The sequence below is a fragment of the Streptomyces sp. NPDC126497 genome (assembly GCF_040302425.1).
Classification (GTDB): domain Bacteria; phylum Actinomycetota; class Actinomycetes; order Streptomycetales; family Streptomycetaceae; genus Streptomyces.
The window spans coordinates 1-15,515 of sequence record NZ_JBEORT010000015.1; the positions used below are offsets into that span (position 1 = coordinate 1).

Annotated in this window: 16 protein-coding genes and 1 pseudogene; 8 read left to right on the forward strand and 9 right to left on the reverse strand. The window is 75.9% G+C overall.

The annotated features are described in order from the left end of the window. Positions 1-960, reverse strand: a pseudogene (locus ABTY20_RS10240) (helix-turn-helix transcriptional regulator); the annotation flags it as partial. A gap of 177 nt (positions 961-1,137) precedes the next feature. Between ABTY20_RS10240 and ABTY20_RS10245 the strand changes: the two are divergent. Further along, positions 1,138-1,626, forward strand: coding sequence for an ATP-binding protein (locus ABTY20_RS10245; protein WP_351996533.1), 489 nt, complete (start codon positions 1,138-1,140; stop codon positions 1,624-1,626). A gap of 38 nt (positions 1,627-1,664) precedes the next feature. Here ABTY20_RS10245 and ABTY20_RS10250 read toward each other — a convergent pair whose 3' ends face one another. Then, positions 1,665-2,501, reverse strand: a complete 837-nt coding sequence (locus tag ABTY20_RS10250) for a universal stress protein (protein ID WP_351996534.1) — start codon at positions 2,499-2,501, stop codon at positions 1,665-1,667. A gap of 263 nt (positions 2,502-2,764) precedes the next feature. Between ABTY20_RS10250 and ABTY20_RS10255 the strand changes: the two genes are divergently transcribed. Both ABTY20_RS10255 and ABTY20_RS10260 read left to right on the forward strand, forming a co-directional pair. Further along, positions 2,765-3,250, forward strand: a complete 486-nt coding sequence (locus ABTY20_RS10255) for a cation:proton antiporter regulatory subunit (protein ID WP_502991781.1) — start codon at positions 2,765-2,767, stop codon at positions 3,248-3,250. A 4-nt stretch (positions 3,251-3,254) separates the two neighbouring features. Next, on the forward strand, positions 3,255-4,502 hold the full coding sequence (locus ABTY20_RS10260; protein ID WP_351996536.1) for a cation:proton antiporter: 1,248 nt from the start codon (positions 3,255-3,257) through the stop codon (positions 4,500-4,502). 31 nt (positions 4,503-4,533) lie between these two features. On the opposite strand, the gene ABTY20_RS10265 is transcribed toward ABTY20_RS10260, so the two are convergent. Next, positions 4,534-5,619 carry a DNA polymerase III subunit beta family protein gene (locus tag ABTY20_RS10265; protein WP_351996537.1) on the reverse strand — a complete coding sequence of 362 codons (1,086 nt, stop codon included), beginning with the start codon at positions 5,617-5,619 and terminating at the stop codon, positions 4,534-4,536. Between the two features lie 174 nt (positions 5,620-5,793). Between ABTY20_RS10265 and ABTY20_RS10270 the strand changes: the two genes are divergently transcribed. After that, positions 5,794-6,105 carry a hypothetical protein gene (locus ABTY20_RS10270; RefSeq protein ID WP_351996538.1) on the forward strand — a complete coding sequence of 104 codons (312 nt, stop codon included), beginning with the start codon at positions 5,794-5,796 and terminating at the stop codon, positions 6,103-6,105. Here the strand turns inward: ABTY20_RS10270 and ABTY20_RS10275 are convergent. Together ABTY20_RS10275 and ABTY20_RS10280 are read right to left on the reverse strand one after the other, a co-directional pair. Next, positions 6,074-6,559, reverse strand: a complete 486-nt coding sequence (locus ABTY20_RS10275) for a hypothetical protein (protein WP_351996539.1) — start codon at positions 6,557-6,559, stop codon at positions 6,074-6,076. The genes ABTY20_RS10270 and ABTY20_RS10275 overlap by 32 nt on opposite strands. Positions 6,560-6,661: 102 nt before the next feature. After that, the gene (locus ABTY20_RS10280) at positions 6,662-7,069 is read right to left on the reverse strand and encodes a DUF5997 family protein (protein ID WP_351996616.1); all 408 of its coding nucleotides are present in this window, start codon (positions 7,067-7,069) and stop codon (positions 6,662-6,664) included. 37 nt (positions 7,070-7,106) lie between these two features. On the opposite strand from ABTY20_RS10280, the gene ABTY20_RS10285 reads away from it, so the two are divergent. Further along, positions 7,107-7,880: a LysR family substrate-binding domain-containing protein gene (locus tag ABTY20_RS10285; protein ID WP_351996540.1), complete on the forward strand. Its 774-nt coding sequence runs from the start codon at positions 7,107-7,109 to the stop codon at positions 7,878-7,880. A 5-nt stretch (positions 7,881-7,885) separates the two neighbouring features. Here the strand turns inward: ABTY20_RS10285 and ABTY20_RS10290 are convergent, their stop codons facing one another. The 3 genes from ABTY20_RS10290 to ABTY20_RS10300 all read right to left on the reverse strand — a co-directional run bounded on the left by ABTY20_RS10290 (position 7,886) and on the right by ABTY20_RS10300 (position 11,073). Next, entirely contained in the window at positions 7,886-8,635 is a 750-nt protein-coding gene (locus tag ABTY20_RS10290) for a DUF4142 domain-containing protein (protein WP_351996541.1), read from the reverse strand. Between the two features lie 92 nt (positions 8,636-8,727). After that, positions 8,728-8,949 carry a hypothetical protein gene (locus ABTY20_RS10295; protein WP_502991782.1) on the reverse strand — a complete coding sequence of 74 codons (222 nt, stop codon included), beginning with the start codon at positions 8,947-8,949 and terminating at the stop codon, positions 8,728-8,730. Between the two features lie 186 nt (positions 8,950-9,135). Next, complete coding sequence (locus ABTY20_RS10300) at positions 9,136-11,073, reverse strand: AfsR/SARP family transcriptional regulator (RefSeq protein ID WP_351996542.1); 1,938 nt, start codon at positions 11,071-11,073, stop codon at positions 9,136-9,138. 111 nt (positions 11,074-11,184) lie between these two features. Here ABTY20_RS10300 and ABTY20_RS10305 point away from each other — a divergent pair, with 111 nt between their 5' ends. Then, complete coding sequence (locus tag ABTY20_RS10305) at positions 11,185-12,063, forward strand: alpha/beta fold hydrolase (protein ID WP_351996543.1); 879 nt, start codon at positions 11,185-11,187, stop codon at positions 12,061-12,063. A 120-nt stretch (positions 12,064-12,183) separates the two neighbouring features. Here ABTY20_RS10305 and ABTY20_RS10310 read toward each other — a convergent pair whose 3' ends face one another. Further along, complete coding sequence (locus ABTY20_RS10310) at positions 12,184-12,660, reverse strand: Lrp/AsnC family transcriptional regulator (RefSeq protein WP_351996544.1); 477 nt, start codon at positions 12,658-12,660, stop codon at positions 12,184-12,186. A 204-nt stretch (positions 12,661-12,864) separates the two neighbouring features. On the opposite strand from ABTY20_RS10310, the gene ABTY20_RS10315 reads away from it, so the two are divergent. Together ABTY20_RS10315 and ABTY20_RS10320 are read left to right on the forward strand one after the other, a co-directional pair. Further along, positions 12,865-14,352 carry an FUSC family protein gene (locus tag ABTY20_RS10315; protein WP_351996545.1) on the forward strand — a complete coding sequence of 496 codons (1,488 nt, stop codon included), beginning with the start codon at positions 12,865-12,867 and terminating at the stop codon, positions 14,350-14,352. A gap of 98 nt (positions 14,353-14,450) precedes the next feature. Then, complete coding sequence (locus tag ABTY20_RS10320) at positions 14,451-15,479, forward strand: lactonase family protein (protein ID WP_351996546.1); 1,029 nt, start codon at positions 14,451-14,453, stop codon at positions 15,477-15,479. Positions 15,480-15,515: the final 36 nt, after the last annotated feature.

The following is a 15,515-nucleotide window of genomic DNA, read 5'->3' on the forward strand; positions in this document are numbered from 1 at the left end:
GTCACCGCAGGCGCGGCGGTGGACGGCCACGCGTTCCCACGGCACGGGCTGGCGTCTGGCGAGCAGGTTCGCGGCCCGCCGGTGCAGCGCCTCACGCGTGGGACCGTCCGCCGCGCGGCGGACGGCGGCCGCGGCGAGCGGGGAGCCGAAGCCGTACCGCCCGTCGCCGCGCTCCTCGAGCGCCGCGGCCCGCAGGGCGGCGGACAGCGCGTCGGCGCCGGCCCGGCCGGGCAGACCGGCCACCACGCCGAGGTCGTGGGAGGTGGCGGGTTCGTCGAGGACGGCGGCGGCGAGGACGATCCGCCGGTGCTCCTCCGCGACGGCGGCCGTGCGCCGCAGCGTCAGCGTGCCGAGCCGGGCAGGAGGGCCGAGCCGGTCCAGGTCGAAGGGCGGCTGTTCCGCGGCCAGCAGGTCGAGCAGGTCCGCGACGGTCTGGGCGACCCCGCCGGAGGCGTGGTGCAGGGCCGCGGCCAGCCCCGGCGCGCACCGGCCGGCGCCCAGGGCGGCGACGGCCATCCGGTGCACCTCGGCGACGCCGAGCGGTCCCAGGACGTGCCGTACGACCAGGAGGGAGGCCGGGAAGTCGGTGTCGGGCCCGAGGACCAGCCCCGGTGCGGGGAGTTCCTCGGGCCGGTAGCTCAGGACGCACGCCAGCCGGGAGGGCGGGTCGGCGAGCAGGGCGCGCAGCCGGGCCGTCTCGTCCGCCGGGGCCCGGTGCACGTCCTCGACGACGAGGAGCCCCGGCCCGGCGCCGGCCGGCGCCCCACCGTCCGCCGTACGGCGGACGGAGCGCGCCACCGCCTCGCCGAGCCGCTCCACCAGGCGGCTCTTTCCGGTGCCGGCGGCGCCTTCGACCAGCAGCAGCACCGGTCGTCCGGCCCCCCTGGGGTCGAGGGCCGCGGTGAGCCGGCCGCACAGCACCGCCTCGGTCCCGTCCGCCGTCCCAGTGCCGTCCGGCATGGGTTCGCCCCCCCGTGTCACACGCGTCCCCGGTTGTTTGCGTATCCGTACTCAGTCTGCCCTGATTGCCGGGGGCGGAGAACGGCGGGCAGCGTGGACCCCGTAAGGCCCCGTGGTCCCGGCGGACCGGTGGGGCCCCGCCGACGACGAGGTCGGCTGCGCAGGCAGGAGTCGGACGTGAAGAACGTGACTGATCCGAGCCCGGCCGGGGCGGGCCCCGGGGCGCCCCGGCCGGCGGGACGCGAGCGGCCCCGGGAGGGGACGGCGCCGTGCGGGAGTGGCCTGCTGGCCGTGGCCGTCCTTCCGGCCTCCCCGCGGGCCGTGCCGGGGCTGCGGCGGCTGGCGCGCGCGGTGGTGCGCGGCCACCGGCTGTCCGAGGCGGCGGAGGAGGCGCTCACCGTGATCGTCAGCGAACTCGCCACCAACGTCGTCCTGCACAGCGGCAGTCCCGACCTGGAGGTGGTGTTCGAGATCGGCGCCGGCTCCCTGACGGTGGGGGTGCGCGACGGCGGGCGCTGGCGGCAGCGCCCCGCGCCCCGCTGCGAGCCGGCCGACATGGACGTCCCGTTCGGCCGCGGTCTCGCCCTCGTCGACGCCTACTCCGTGGACACCTCGGTGCTGCGCTCCGCCGACGGCACCCTGGTGCGCGCCGTGATCGCCCTGTGAGGCGGTGAGGACGTCCCCGCGGCGACCGGCACGCCCCGTCACACCGCGCCGCGCACGACGGCGACGGGACAGTCGGCGTGGTACAGCAGCGCCTGGCTGACCGAACCGAGCAGCATCCCGGCGAAGCCGCCGTGGCCGCGGGCCCCGGCCACCACCAGTCGGGCCTCCCGGCTCGCGTCGAGCAGCGCGTGCCGCACCCGCGCCCGCTCCGCGCGCAGCTCCACGGCGACACCGGGGTGCGCGTCCCGCCACGGAGCCACCGCCTCCTCCAGCAGTCCCTGGTGCCGTTCCCGGAGCCGGTCGAGATCCACCACCACGTTCAGCGGGTCGGCGAAACCCTCGTACGGCGTCGGCTCGCTCCAGGTGTTCCACACGTGCATCGCCACCAGCGGAGCGCCGTGCAGCGCGGCCTCGGCGAAGGCGAAGCCCGCCGCCGCGGCCCCGGCCGGCGAGCCGTCCACGGCGAGGAGGACGGGCCCCTCGGGGTCCGGACGGCCGCGGACCACCAGCAGCGGACCGTGCCCGTGCGCGGCCAGCTGCACGGCCGTCGAGCCCAGCAGCAGGTCCCCGAACCCGCCGCGGCCCCGCCCGCCGACCACCGTCAGCGCCGCGTGCCGCGACTCGCTCCGCAACACCGTCAGCGTCTCGCCGGACGCGACGGTCCTGGCGATCTCCAGCCCGGGCGCACGGTCGTGGGCGCGCTGCTCGGCCTGCGCCAGCACCCCGTGGACCATCGGGTCGAGGTCGGCCGGGCGGCTGAACGCGTGCACGATCCGCAGCCGCGCACCGCGCAGCCGTGCCTCGCGGGCCGCGACGTCGACCGCGGCGAGACCGGACGGCGAGCCGTCCACTCCCACGACCACCGTGTCGTTCACCACGTGCTCCCGTCTCCGGACGTGCGGCCGGGTACCCGCGGGAGACGACGCGTATGCGCCCCTCCGACCTGCGGCGACACGGCCCCCCGGAAATCCTCGGCCCCGTCGCGCCCCATGTCCATCCGTGGCAACACCCATGTTCCGGCCGAATGGCGGGATGGCACCATTACCCCCCGTGGGGGTGGATCACCCGTGCCGTTCGGCGGCCCGGCCGGCCCCGCGCATCGGACGACCACGGAAGAAAACCGGGAAGGGGACGGGCTGTGCCTGCTCCACGGATGAGCGCCACGCCGCTGCCGGGCATCGGCGTGAAATACGACCTCACCACGCGTGAGCACGAGCACCTGTCCGTGATCGCGCACCGCGACGGTGCCCGCACGGTCAACGTCTACCGCTCCGACGATCCGGACGCCTGCGCCCGCTCCATACGGCTGACCGTCACCGAGTCGGCCGCGCTGATCGACGCGCTCATGCCCGCCCACCACAGCCCCAACCTGCTGCACACCACCGACCTGGGGCTGGTCGCCGAGCGCATCGAGCTGTCCGCCGTCTCCCACTGGAACGGCCGGCTGCTGGGCGACACCCGGATGCGCACCGACACGGGGGTCTCGATCGTCGCCGTGCTGCGGCGGGCCGAGGCGATCCCGTCCCCCGCGCCGGACTTCCGGCTGGCCGGCGGGGACACGCTGATCCTGATCGGCACCCGCGAGGGCGTCGACGCCGCCGCCGCGATTCTCGGGCGGGAGTGAGCGAGTGCACTCTTCCGCGGTCTTCCTGATCGAGTTCGGCGCGATCATCCTCGGGCTCGGCCTGCTGGGACGCCTCGCCGGACGCCTCCAGTTCTCCCCGATCCCCCTCTACCTGCTGGCCGGCCTCGCCTTCGGCGAGGGCGGGCTGCTGCCGCTCGGCGCGAGCGAGGAGTTCGTCGCGATCGGCGCCGAGATCGGCGTCATCCTGCTGCTGCTCATGCTCGGCCTGGAGTACACCGCCAGCGACCTCGTCTCCAACCTCAAGACCCAGTACCCGGCCGGCCTCGTCGACATGGCGCTGAACGCCCTGCCCGGCGCCGCCCTGGCCCTGCTGCTCGGCTGGGGCCCGGTCGCCGCGGTGGTGCTGGCCGGCGTCACCTGGATCTCCTCCTCCGGCGTCATCGCGAAGGTCCTCGGCGACCTCGGACGGCTCGGCAACCGCGAGACCCCGGTCATCCTCAGCATCCTGGTGCTCGAGGACCTGGCCATGGCGGTCTACCTGCCGATCATCACCGCCCTGCTGGCCGGCGTCAGCCTCGCCGCGGGCAGCGTCACGCTGGCCATCGCCCTGGGCGTCGCCGGGCTCGTGCTGTTCGTCGCCGTCCGCTACGGGCGGGTGATCTCCCGCTTCGTCTCCAGCGACGACCCGGAGAAGCTGCTGCTGGTGGTGCTGGGGCTGACCCTGCTCGTCGCGGGCCTCGCCCAGCAGCTGCAGGTCTCGGCGGCCGTGGGCGCGTTCCTGGTCGGCATCGCCCTGTCCGGTGAGGTGGCCGAGGGCGCGCACAACCTGCTGGCGCCGCTGCGGGACCTGTTCGCCGCCGTGTTCTTCGTCTTCTTCGGACTGCACACCGACCCCCAGTCCATCCCGCCGGTGATCCTGCCCGCCCTCGCGCTCGCCGTCGTCACCGCGCTGACGAAGATCGCCACCGGCTACTGGGCGGCCCGCCGGGCCGGGATCTCCCCCAAGGGCCGCTGGCGCGCGGGCGGCACCCTGGTCGCCCGCGGGGAGTTCTCCATCGTCATCGCCGGCCTCGCGGTCACCGCCGGCATCGAACCGGACCTCGGGCCGCTGGCCACGGCGTACGTCCTGGTCCTGGTCGTCCTGGGCCCGCTCACGGCCCGCTACACCGAGCCCGTCGCGCTGCGCCTGGTCGCCCGGCGCACCGCGTCCGCCGACACCGTGCCCGTGGCGGGCACGGCGCCGGCCGCGGAGACGCTGGAACCGGTGGACGAGAGCCGGTCCGAACGCTGAACGGGCCGGCGCCCGGCCCGCGGGGAACGCTCTAGTCCTCCAGCCGCACCGGCATCAGGAGCGAGAACGCGCGGGCGTCGTCCGGCCGGCGGATCACGAGGGGCGCCGTGGGGGCGCCGAACTCGAGGACCAGCCGGTCGCCGGCGCCCGCGGCGAGCGCCTCCAGCAGGAACGCGCGGTTCACGGCGACGAGGTCCGGGCCGTCGGCCCCCTCCCCGGCCAGGGTGACCGAGCCGTCCTCCGCCACCTCCAGCACGCTGAGGTCGTAGGGCTCACCGCCCTGCTCGCACGACGCGTGCGTGCGGGCGGGTCCGGTGCGCACCGCCTCCCGGAAGGCCGGTACGTCCACCACGGCGCGCCGCCCGGCCGGGAGGCGGACCAGGCGCCGGTGGTCCGGGAAGTCCCGGCCGAGGCACCGGCCGGCCGTCTGCCGGTCCCCGGCCTCCAGCGTCACGCGGTCACCGTCCACGGTGAGCCGTGCGTCCTGACAGCCCCCCAGCAGCGCCCGCATCGCGTCGGCGAGCGGAAGGGGCACGGTGACCTGGACACGGTCCCCGTCGTGCCCGTCGGCGGCGGTGCGCGCCACGGCCATCCGGTACCGGTCGGTGGCCACGAGGCACAGCGCGTCGTCCTCGACGTCGAAGAGGATCCCGTCGAGCGCGGGCAGCCGCGGGCCGGCGCCGGCCGCGAACCGGACCGCGTCCAGTGCGGCGGCCAGCCCGGGGCCGGAGAGGGACAGCCGGACGGCGGTGTCGGTGCGGAGCGAGGTCATGGGGTTCTCCCTGCGGTCGAGTAGGGCTCGGAGCGCGGAGAACTCGGTGCGCGCGTCGGACAGCCCCTGCTCCAGCCGGCGCAGATGCGCCTCGAGCAGCTGCCGTACGAGATCGGTGTCGGTGCTCGTCCAGCCGGCCAGCACCAGCCGGATGTCCGCCAGCGGCATCCCGGCCCGGCGCAGCCGGGCCAGCAGCCGGGCCTCGTCCAGCTGCCCGGGCGCGTACCAGCGGTAGCCGCTGACCGGATCCACCCGGTCGGGGACCAGGACGCCGGCACGGTCGTAGAACCGCAGGGCGCTCACGCTCAGCCCGCTGTCCCGGGCCGTCTCACCAATGCTGCGCATCTCGCTCTCCACACCCACGACCCTGATCCCTCGACAAGGTCGAGGGTCAACTCCGGCCCGTCCCGGCCCGGCGGGGGCCGTCCGACGAGGGCCGTACGGGTGAGGACTTCACCCGACCCGGCGGACCTGCGGCCACCGGCGTACCACCGGCGCACGGGGGCGCGTTGAACCGGCATGGACAGTACTGGGACGGCGCGGCGCCTTCTCGGGCACGACGCCGCGAGCCGGTCGTACGCCGAACTCACCAGCGGGCACGGGGGCCGTACGCCGATCTACGCGGCCCTCGTCGCGGAGTGGCGGGCCGAGGGCCGGACGGTCCCGGAGCACCACGACCGCCTGTGGGCCTGCTTCGCGGCCACCGCGGCCGGCGAGCGCGTGACGGTGCTGCCCGTGCCCTTCCGCGTCCCGGTCCCGCTGCTGCGGCCGGCCGCGGGGGACATCCGCGGGAAACGCCTCAGCGATCCGGCCCCGCCGGCTCCGCGCTGACCGGCGCCAGCACGGCGAGCGTGCCGGTCGCCTCGCGCAGGGCCAGTTCGAGCGGCCCCGGGGCGTGCAGGGCGCCGCTGCCGTCCGGCGGGACCAGCCACTCCAGACGGCCGGCCGGCCGGTACGGCGGCGGTACCGCGACCCAGGACCCCCGGCCGACGTGCCGCACCCCGAAGCCGACCCACTCGCTGACCGGATCGGGCGGCAGGAAGAACCCCACCCTGCGGGCCGTGACGTCCACCAGCGTGGGGCCGGGCGCCTCCAGGGGGTCGCGCCACAGGATGTCCAGGGCGAACAGTCCGAGCCGGTCGGGCACGCTCAGCACGTCCCAGTACCGGCCCGCCGCGAGCAACGCCGTGCCCCTGCCGTGGTCCCACTCGCGCTTGCACTCCTGCGGGTCCGTGGCCGCTGCGGCCAGCCACTCGACGGCTTGCTTCCACATGGCGCTGTGCATGTCCCACCCCGGGCACGGTCGGCTGCGCCGCTGCGGGCGCGTGCGGTACGGACATGCTGGTGGATATTTCTATCCACCGGAAGGGTGGCGCGGGCTGGCGTTTCAGGGGGTGTCGCGCTCCGCGTCCCGCTTCCTGATCCGGGCCTTCTCCTTGCGGACCTCGGCCTGGGTGGCGCGCTCCCGCTCCAGCCACTCGGGGCGCTCCTCCTTCAGCGCCTCGATCTGCTCGGTGGTGAGGGCCTCGGTGACCCCGCCGCGCGCGAGGCCGGCGATGGACACGCCCAGCTTCGCCGCGACCACCGGGCGGGGGTGGGGGCCGTCGCGCCGCAGGTCCCGCAGCCACTGCGGCGGGTCCGCCTGGAGAGCGTTCAGCTCGGCGCGTGAGACGACACCCTCCCGGAAGTCGGCGGGGGTGGCGTCGAGGTACACACCCAGCTTCTTCGCCGCGGTCGCGGGCTTCATCGTCTGGGTGCTCTGGTGCTGCGTCATGGCGTCCAGGGTATCGAGCATGTGCACGGCCGCCGACCACGGCCGGTAACCTGGCCAGGTGACAGGCTCGGAAGTGTCCCCCTCGTTCCGGCTCGTGTACGTACCCGGCGTGATGCCCGGCAAATGGGTGCGCATCTGGAACGAGCGGCTGCCCGACGTCCCGCTGACCCTCACCCAGGTCCCCGCCGAAGCGGCGCAGGGGCTGCTGCTGGCGGGGGAGGCCGACGCGGGCCTCGTCCGGCTGCCCGTGGACCGTACGGTCCTCAGCGCGATCCCCCTCTACACCGAGCGGACGGTCGTCGTGGCGCCCAAGGACCACCTCGTCACGGCGGTCGACACGGTGTCCCCGGAGGACCTGGCCGACGACATCGTGCTGCACCCCCTGGACGACGTCCTCGGCTGGGAGAGCCCGCCCGGGCGGCCCGCGCTGGAACGCCCCGCCACCACCGCCGACGCGGTCGAGCTCGTCGCGGCCGGGATCGGCGTGCTCGTCGTCCCGCTGTCGCTCGCCCGGCTGCACCACCGCAGGGACCTCACCCACCGGCCGCTCGAGGACGCACCCGAGTCGGGCGTGGCGCTGGCCTGGCCCGAGGCGGCGACGACGGACCGGGTCGAGGACTTCATCGGGATCGTCCGCGGCCGGACCGTCAACAGCACCCGCGGCCGCGGGCAGCAGCCCGCGCAGGAGAGGAAGCCCGCGCAGGGGAAGAAGCCCGAACGCGCCGCCCGGCGGCAGCAGCCGGCCGGTGGCGCCGCCGGCCGCGGCCGCCGGGGAGGCGCCGGCGGCACGGCGAAGGGCCCGCGGCGGGGCAAGCCCCGCCGCAGGTCCTGACCCGGCTACCGGACCGTCGCCGACGGCGAGGGGGCCGGGGACGCCGTGTCGAGGTCCTCCAGCCCCTCGGGGATCTCCAGCACGAGGACCGGCGACCCCGCCTGCGGAGCCGGCGGGGTCAGCTGCTCCCGCGGCATCTTGGGCGGGCTGGTCTGCTGGAAGTTGACCTGCTCGTGATTGACCAGCCCCGTCCTCTCCAGCACCGTGATGTGGTCCAGCACCGTGTCGTTGGCCTGGTCGGCCAGCTGCCGGACCAGCGTGTTGCGGGTGTTGGCCCGGATGTTGGCGATGGCGGGGAAGATCTGCCCGTGCGTCACGCGCATGATGTTCACCGCCGTGGAGTCGAACTCCTTGCCGCTGGTGGACTTCACGGTCTCCACGAACCCCTGCTGCTGCGGCGACGCCTGGTTCGGCAGCGTGATGCCGAGCTCCAGGGAGATCTTGCGGCAGCTGGCGTCGAGCCGGCCGTGACCGACGACCAGGTGCTCGCCCGCCTCCTTCATCTCCGCGGTCGTGCCCCGCTCCATCGCCAGCAGCCCCAGCGGGTGCTCCCACAGTCCCGCCGCGCGCACCTTCACCACGAAGTCGCGGTCCGCCTCGGTCAGCGGGCCGTAGTTCGTGTTGGCCACCACCCGGTCCTGCTTGGTCGAGGTGTTCTGTACGCCCAGCATGGTGGGATAGGCGAGCGCGGTGAGGGTGAGGATCATGGCTCCGCCCACGAACGCGGTTCCTGCCGTGCTGCGCGAGATGCGCATCGTGCCTCCTGGGATGTGAACGGCCCAACAGCAGGAAGTACGGACGCCGGACGCGAGGCAATCACCGTCCCGGAAAGAATTTCCGGCCGCCGTCAGCGGGCGTACGCGGCCTTCCGCGCCGTGCTCACCACCCGGTCGCCGTCGGCACGGTCCGGCAGGCCCTCGGAGACCCAGGCGTCCACGGCGGACCGCACCCGTGCCACCAGCGCTCCCTCGTCACGGAAGGGCGCACCGGCCCGGATCTCGTCGAGCAGCGTCGTGCCGTCGCCCCGGACGGGGTTGACGACCCCGGAGTCCGACGTGCCGAAGATCACACGCGGTTCCGAGCGCCGCACGTGGACGTGGGTCGGGTCCTCGCTCCCCCTCGGCGAAGGGCGCCGGCACGACGCCGTACGCCGCGGCCGAAGAGGAGCCCGACGGGGCGGATGCACGGCGGACGGACCGTTCCGCCGGGCCGCGGGGCGGGCGCGGACGGGCCCGGGGCCGCGGACCGCCGTCGCTCACCCCGCTCCGGCGCATGCCTCCGCCTCGGCCAGGTACCGCGCCACCGGGCCCAGGGTCAGCATTCCGCAGGCGGCGCCGGCGTGCTCCGTGCGGGCGTCGCGCAGGGCGGCCCCGGCGCGGGCGGCGATTCCGCGCTCGCCGAGGCGTACGGCGGCGCGGGCGGTCAGGCACCACATGGCCTCCTGCATGTGGTCGCGCGGTGGCTCGGGCACTGCCGCAAGGGCCGCACGGGCCGCCCCGGTCCGGTCCTGGGCGAGCAGCACGAGGGGACGCGCCCAGGGCCGGTACGGGCCCCAGTCGAGGTGCGGGTCGGTGGGCGCGGGCCGGTCGTGCAGCAGGCGCAGCCCCAGCAGGGCGAGCGGGAACAGGCCGCGGTGCAGCCCCGGCATTCCGGCCGTCCGGAGGACGTCCTCGGCGGCGCGGTAGTGCGCTGCGGCCGTGGCGGCGGTCGGGCCGCCGGGCTCGGCGCTGCGGGCGGCCGTGACCCGGGCCCGGAACCACCGGGTGAGGACGGGGACGAGGGGCGCCTCGGTGGTGGCGGCGAGCCGTTCGGCTGCCTCGGCGTGGGAGTCCGCGGCGTCGAGGTCGCCGAGGGCGGAGGCGGACTGCAGGCGGACGAGCCGGCCGAGCACGGCGAAGTCCGGCAGCTCGTGCCGGGTGGCCAGGCCGAGGATCTCGGCGCCGGTCCCGTCCCGTACCGCCGCGAGCCCGGGGCGGGTGAAGGACTGCAGGAACACCCCGTTGAGGGCGAAGGCGAGCAGGGCGGGATCGGCCAGGTCCCGTGCCAGCGCCTCGGCCTGCCGTGCCGCCTGCCGCGCGCGCCTCAGCCCGGTCCCGGACAGACCGGCGCTGCGGCTCTCGACGGCGATCGTGGCCAGCAGACGGGCGGACAGGTCGGCGGGGCCGTCGGGGCCGAGCGCGGTGAGCGTACGCTCGGCGGCCTCGACGACGGCGCGGGACTGCTCGGGATCGTCGGCCCGGCTCCAGAGGGCGGGCACGTCGTAGGCGCCGATGATCCGGGCGGTCAGGGAGAGGTCCCCCGTGCGTTCCGCCGCCTGGACGGCGGCGAGGCGGTCGCGTCGCGAGCGGACGAGGGCGTCGCCGCCCGCCCGTGCGAGGGTGCGGGCCAGCTCCACGGTGGTGCGCGGGCCGAGCCGGACGCCGGGGGCGGTCCACGCGGTACGTGCGCCTTCGGGGGACGCGGAGCCGTTGAGGATGTCCGTCTCCAGCCGCCGGAGTTCGGCACCGGGGTCGAGTCCGAGCCGGTCGACGAGCATCGTGCGGGCGCGGCGGAGGGTGGCCAGCGCGTCGGCCCGGCGGCCCGCGCGGTGGAGTGCGCGGGCGAGCAGCTCCCAGGCCGGCTCGCGCCACGGGTGCTCGGCGACGTGGGCGCCCAGCTCGGCGACGAGACCGGCCTCCTCCCCGGAGCCGAGCAGGACGCGGGCGCGCAGTTCCACCCCCTCCCACCTCAGCTCCTCCAGCCGGGTGCGCTCGCGCTGCGCCCATGCGGAGCCGGACACGTCCGCGTAGGCGGGTCCGCGCCAGGCCGCGAGCGCCGCGCCGAGGTCGGTCACCGCGGCGGGGTCGCGCCGGGCTCGGGCCAGGGTGTCCTGGAACCGGTGGACGTCCACGTCCCCGCGCGGCAGGCGCAGCGCGTAGCCGGGGCCTTCGGTGACGATGACGCGGGGCGGATCGCGGGGCGGCCGGTCGGGTTCGAGGGCGCGGCGCAGTGCGGCGACGAACGTACGCAGCGCGCCCACGGCACGGGGCGGTGGATCGGTCCACAGGTCGCCGACGAGGGCGTCGGTGGTGACCATCCGTCCCTCGGCGGCGACGAGCCGGGAGAGCACCTCACGGTGGCGGGGGCCGCCCAGGTCGACCGGGCCGCCGTCGTCGCGGAGGGCCCGCACGGCACCGAGCACGTCGATTCGCATGCCCCCATCCTCCGTGCCGGGGGCCGGCCGCGTCCCACCGCACTGATCGATTGCTGATCGCCGTCCTCCAGGCTGGTCCGGTCGGCTCCCGGCCCGAAAGGACGGCCCTCCATGACGCTCACCCTCCCCGGCTTCGACCTCCTCCGCCTGCCCGGTGCGGACGGGGTGGAACTGGCTGCCGCCGTCGGCGGCAGCGGCAGCCCGGTCGTGCTGCTGCACGGCTTTCCCCAGACCCACCTGATGTGGCGGCACGTCGCCGAGCGGCTCGCCGGCGAGCACACGGTGATCTGCCCCGACCTGCGGGGCTACGGGGCCAGCGACAAGCCGGCGGCCACCGGACCCGAGGTGTACGCCAAGCGCACCATGGCCGCCGACGTCGTGGCCCTGGCGGAGGCGCTCGGCCACGAGCGCTTCGCCCTCGTCGGCCACGACCGGGGCGCCCTGGTCGCCTTCCGGGCGGGGCTGGACCACCCGGAGACCCTCACGCACCTGGGCGTCCTGGACATCGTGCCGACGCTCGACATGTGGAACGTCCTGCACGGCGTCCCGGCGGCGGTCGGCTACCACCTCTTCCTGATGGCGCAGCCGCCGGGCCTGCCGGAGGCGATGATCGCGGGCAGTGCGGACGTGTTCTTCGGCTCGTTCCTCGACACCTGGGCCGACGACCCGTCCGTCATGCCGGAGGAGGTGCGCGCCGAGTACCTGCGGGCGAGCGCCGCGGCGGTGACGTCGATCGTCGCGGACTACCGGGCCTCGGCGGGCATCGACGTCGTGCACGACCGGGCGGACCTGGACGCGGGATCGCAGCTGGCCATGCCGGTGACGGTCGTCCAGCAGGACTGGGGCGCGCAGCTGGGCTACGACGCCGCCGGGGTGTGGAAGGCGTGGGCGCCGGACCTGGACCACCGGCTGACCCGGGCGGGACACTTCATGGCCGAGGAGGCACCCGACGAGGTCACGGCGGCGATCCGGGACCTGCTGGCCCGCTGAGCCTTCCGCCGCCGGGACGGACCGGCCGCACGCGGCCGGCCGCCGTCCACGGCAGTTCCGCCGGGACCGGGGACGACCGGGCGGGCGCCGGGGTGCTCACGGGAGCCGGGACGGCGGGGCTCACCTCCGTGCCGTCCGGCCGATCGACTCCACCAGGGGCAGCAGCCGGTGCGGGACCCGTTCGCGCAGCGCCACCTCGCTGCGGGTGCGGACCACCCCGGGCAGACCGATCAGCTTCTGGATCACGTCCTCCAGGTGCGCGTTGTCGCGCGCCACGACCCGGGTCAGCAGGTCGCCGCCGCCCGTGATGGAGAACGCCTCGACGATCTCCGGCACGGCGGCCAGCGCGTCGCCCACCTCGTCCAGGTGGCCCTGGGTGACCTCGATGTGCACGAACGCGAGGACGGGATGGCCCAGCGCGGCGGGGGAGAGGGCGGGGCCGGTGCCGGTGATCACGCCCTCGCGCTCCATCCGGTCGAGGCGGGCCTGCAGGGTGCCGCGGGCGATCCCGAGGATCCGGGCGTACTCCCGCACGCTGGTGCGCGGCTGTTCCAGCAGCAGCCGCAGGATGCGGGTGTCGAGCTCGTCCACCGCCATGGGGCGCCACGCCCTCCGCGTCGGCCATTGGCATGTGGGTGGCCGTAGGAATGCCGCGAATACTGTACCAATGGCTCACCTGTGCGAGAGGCTGTTGAGCCACTGGCGGTGGAGATGCTGATATGGACGGGTCGATGGCGCTGCGGACCCCGCGGCGCCTTTTTCGTGCCACGGCACACACCATCGAGTCCCAGGGGGCGATACGTGCTGAAGAGGGTGTTCACGGCTCCGGACCCGGGCCGTCTCCGGCTGCGCTTCGCGGCGCGGGCCGTGCTCGGCATCGGGCTGGCCGTCGTCGTCTGCGGCCTGGCCGGACACTCGCTCACCGGTGCCGTCACCGGCGGGCTGGCCGCGCTGCTCGCCCTGTTCACCGTCACCGACGCCACCGTGCGCGGACAGGCCGTCACCACGGCGCTGCTGCCCGCCGCCGGCCTGCCGGTGCTCGCCGCCGCGACCCTGCTGCACGACCACCCGGTCGCCCGCGACCTCGCCTTCCTCGCCGTGGTCGGACTCGGCGTGTACGCGCGGCGCTGGGGCCCGCGCGGCCACAGCCTCGGCGTCTTCGCGTTCATGACCTACTTCGTGGCGCAGTTCCTGCACGCCGGGACCGCCCAGCTCCCCGAGCTGTGCGCCTCCGTGCTGCTGTCCGTGCTCACCGCGGCCGCGGTGCGCTTCGGGCTGTGGTGCTACGAGCGCCGGCTGCCCCCGGCCGTCGCGCCGGCGCCGCCCGGCGGCACCGGGCTGGCCCGGGTGACCACCCGCCAGGCGGTCCAGGCGACCGCCGGCGCGGGCTTCGCCCTGGTCGTGGGCCAGCTGGTGTCCGGGCAGCGCTGGTACTGGGCCGTCGGTGCCACCTGGTGGGTCTTCGTCAACACCACCTCGCGCGGCGAGACCCTGGTGCGCGGCTTCCGCCGGGTGCTCGGCACCGTCATCGGCGTCGGGCTCGCGCTGGTCGTGGCCGTCCCCGCGCACGGCGACGGGCCCCTCACGGCCCTGGTCGTCGCCGTCTCCGTCTTCGGGATCTTCTACACGGCCGCCGTCTCCTACACCTGGATGATGCTCTGGGTGACGGTGCTCGCCGCCATGCTCTACGGGCTGCTGGGCGTGCTCACCCCCGGGCTGCTGGCGCTGCGGCTCGTGGAGACCGGCGTCGGCGCGCTCGGCGCCGTGCTGGCGGTGGCGTTCGTCCTGCCCGTGACCACGCACAGCGTCACCGACGACTGGATCCGGCGGGCCCTGCGCTGCGTCCACGCCTGCACCGCGGAGGCGGCCGCGCGGCTGGCCGGGGCGGCGGACGCCGACCCGGCGCCGAGGGTGGCGGAGCTGGAACAGCTCCTCGCCCGGGTGCGCCTCTCGGTCGCCCCGCTGGTGCACCCGCTGAACCCCGTGCTCGGCCGCAAGCGGCGCGCCCGGCGGGTGCTCGCCCTGCTCGACGACTGCGCCCGGGAGATCCGCGGCCTCGTCGCCGTCGCCGCCGACCCGGAGGCCTCGCACGACGCCCGGCTGGCCGCCGCCTGCTGGCGCGTGGAGACCGCCGTCGAGGCGCTCACCGACGGCCGGGACATCGCCGTACGGACCTCCCCGGCCGGGACGGGACCCGCCCTGGCCCACCTGCACGGACTGGAACGCGCCCTGGCCGAGCTGGCCGCGCCGCTGCGGACGCCGTCCGGATCCCCGCTGACCGGGTCCTGACGCGCGCGGACGCCCGCCACGGCCCGGCCCTCTGGTCTAGACCTGACGCGCCCGGCTGCTACCGTCACTCCGGCGGCACCGGACGAGAGGGGACAGTCGTGACGGACGGCGGGCGACGGGCGTTCATCGGGTCGTTCACGGCGGCGGGAGGTCCGGGCATCGTCACCGCCTCCGTCGCCCCCGGCAGCGGCGCGCTGACCGTCCTGAGCGCCGTGCACGCCCTCCCCGACCCGTCCTGCCTGGCCCTGTCGCCCGACGGCCGCACGCTGTACGCGGTCAGCGAGACGGCGGAGGGCGCGGTGGCCGCGTTCCGCGTGACCGGTGACGAGCCGCGGCCGGCCGGACGCCGGGTACGGGTGGACGGCAGCGGACCGACCCACCTCAGCCTCTTCGCCGGACACGTCCTCACCGCGAACTACGGCTCCGGCAGCGTCAGCGCCGTCCCCGTCCGCCCGGACGGCAGCCTGGCGCCGGTGTCCGGCGTGCTCCGGCACACCGGCTCCGGCCCCCACCCGCAGCGCCAGCGGGGACCGCACGCCCACCAGGTGCAGCCCGACCCGAGCGGACGCTGGGCGGTCGGGGTCGACCTGGGCACGGACTCGGTACGGGTCTGCACCCTGGCCGACGGCGTGCTCGCACCGCACCGCGAGACCGCCCTGCGCCCGGGCTCGGGCCCGCGGCACCTGGCCTTCCACCCCGGCGGGGCGTACGCGTACGTCCTCAACGAGCTCAGCCCCACCCTCGTGGTCTGCCGCTGGGACGCCGCCGACGGCGTGCTGAGACCGCTGGCCGAGATCCCGGTCCTGCCCGGCGCCCCGGCCGGCGACGCCTACCCGTCCGGGGTGGCCGTCTCGCCCGACGGGCGCTCCGTGTGGACCGCGACCCGCGGCGAGGACGTCCTGTCGGTGTTCGCCGTCGCGGGGGAGGGCGAGGCGCTGACGCTGCTCACCACCGTCCCCTGCGGCGGTCACTGGCCCCGCGCGGTCACCGAGTCCGGCGGCGTCCTGTACGTCGCCAACGAACGTTCCGGGGACGTGACCTGGTTCGCCCTCGACCCGGACACGGGAGTGCCGCGGCGCGCCGGCTCCGTGCCGGTGACCGCAGCGTCCTGGGTGGTCACCGGCTGACCGGGGTCCCGCGAGGACACGACGAAGGGCCCGCTC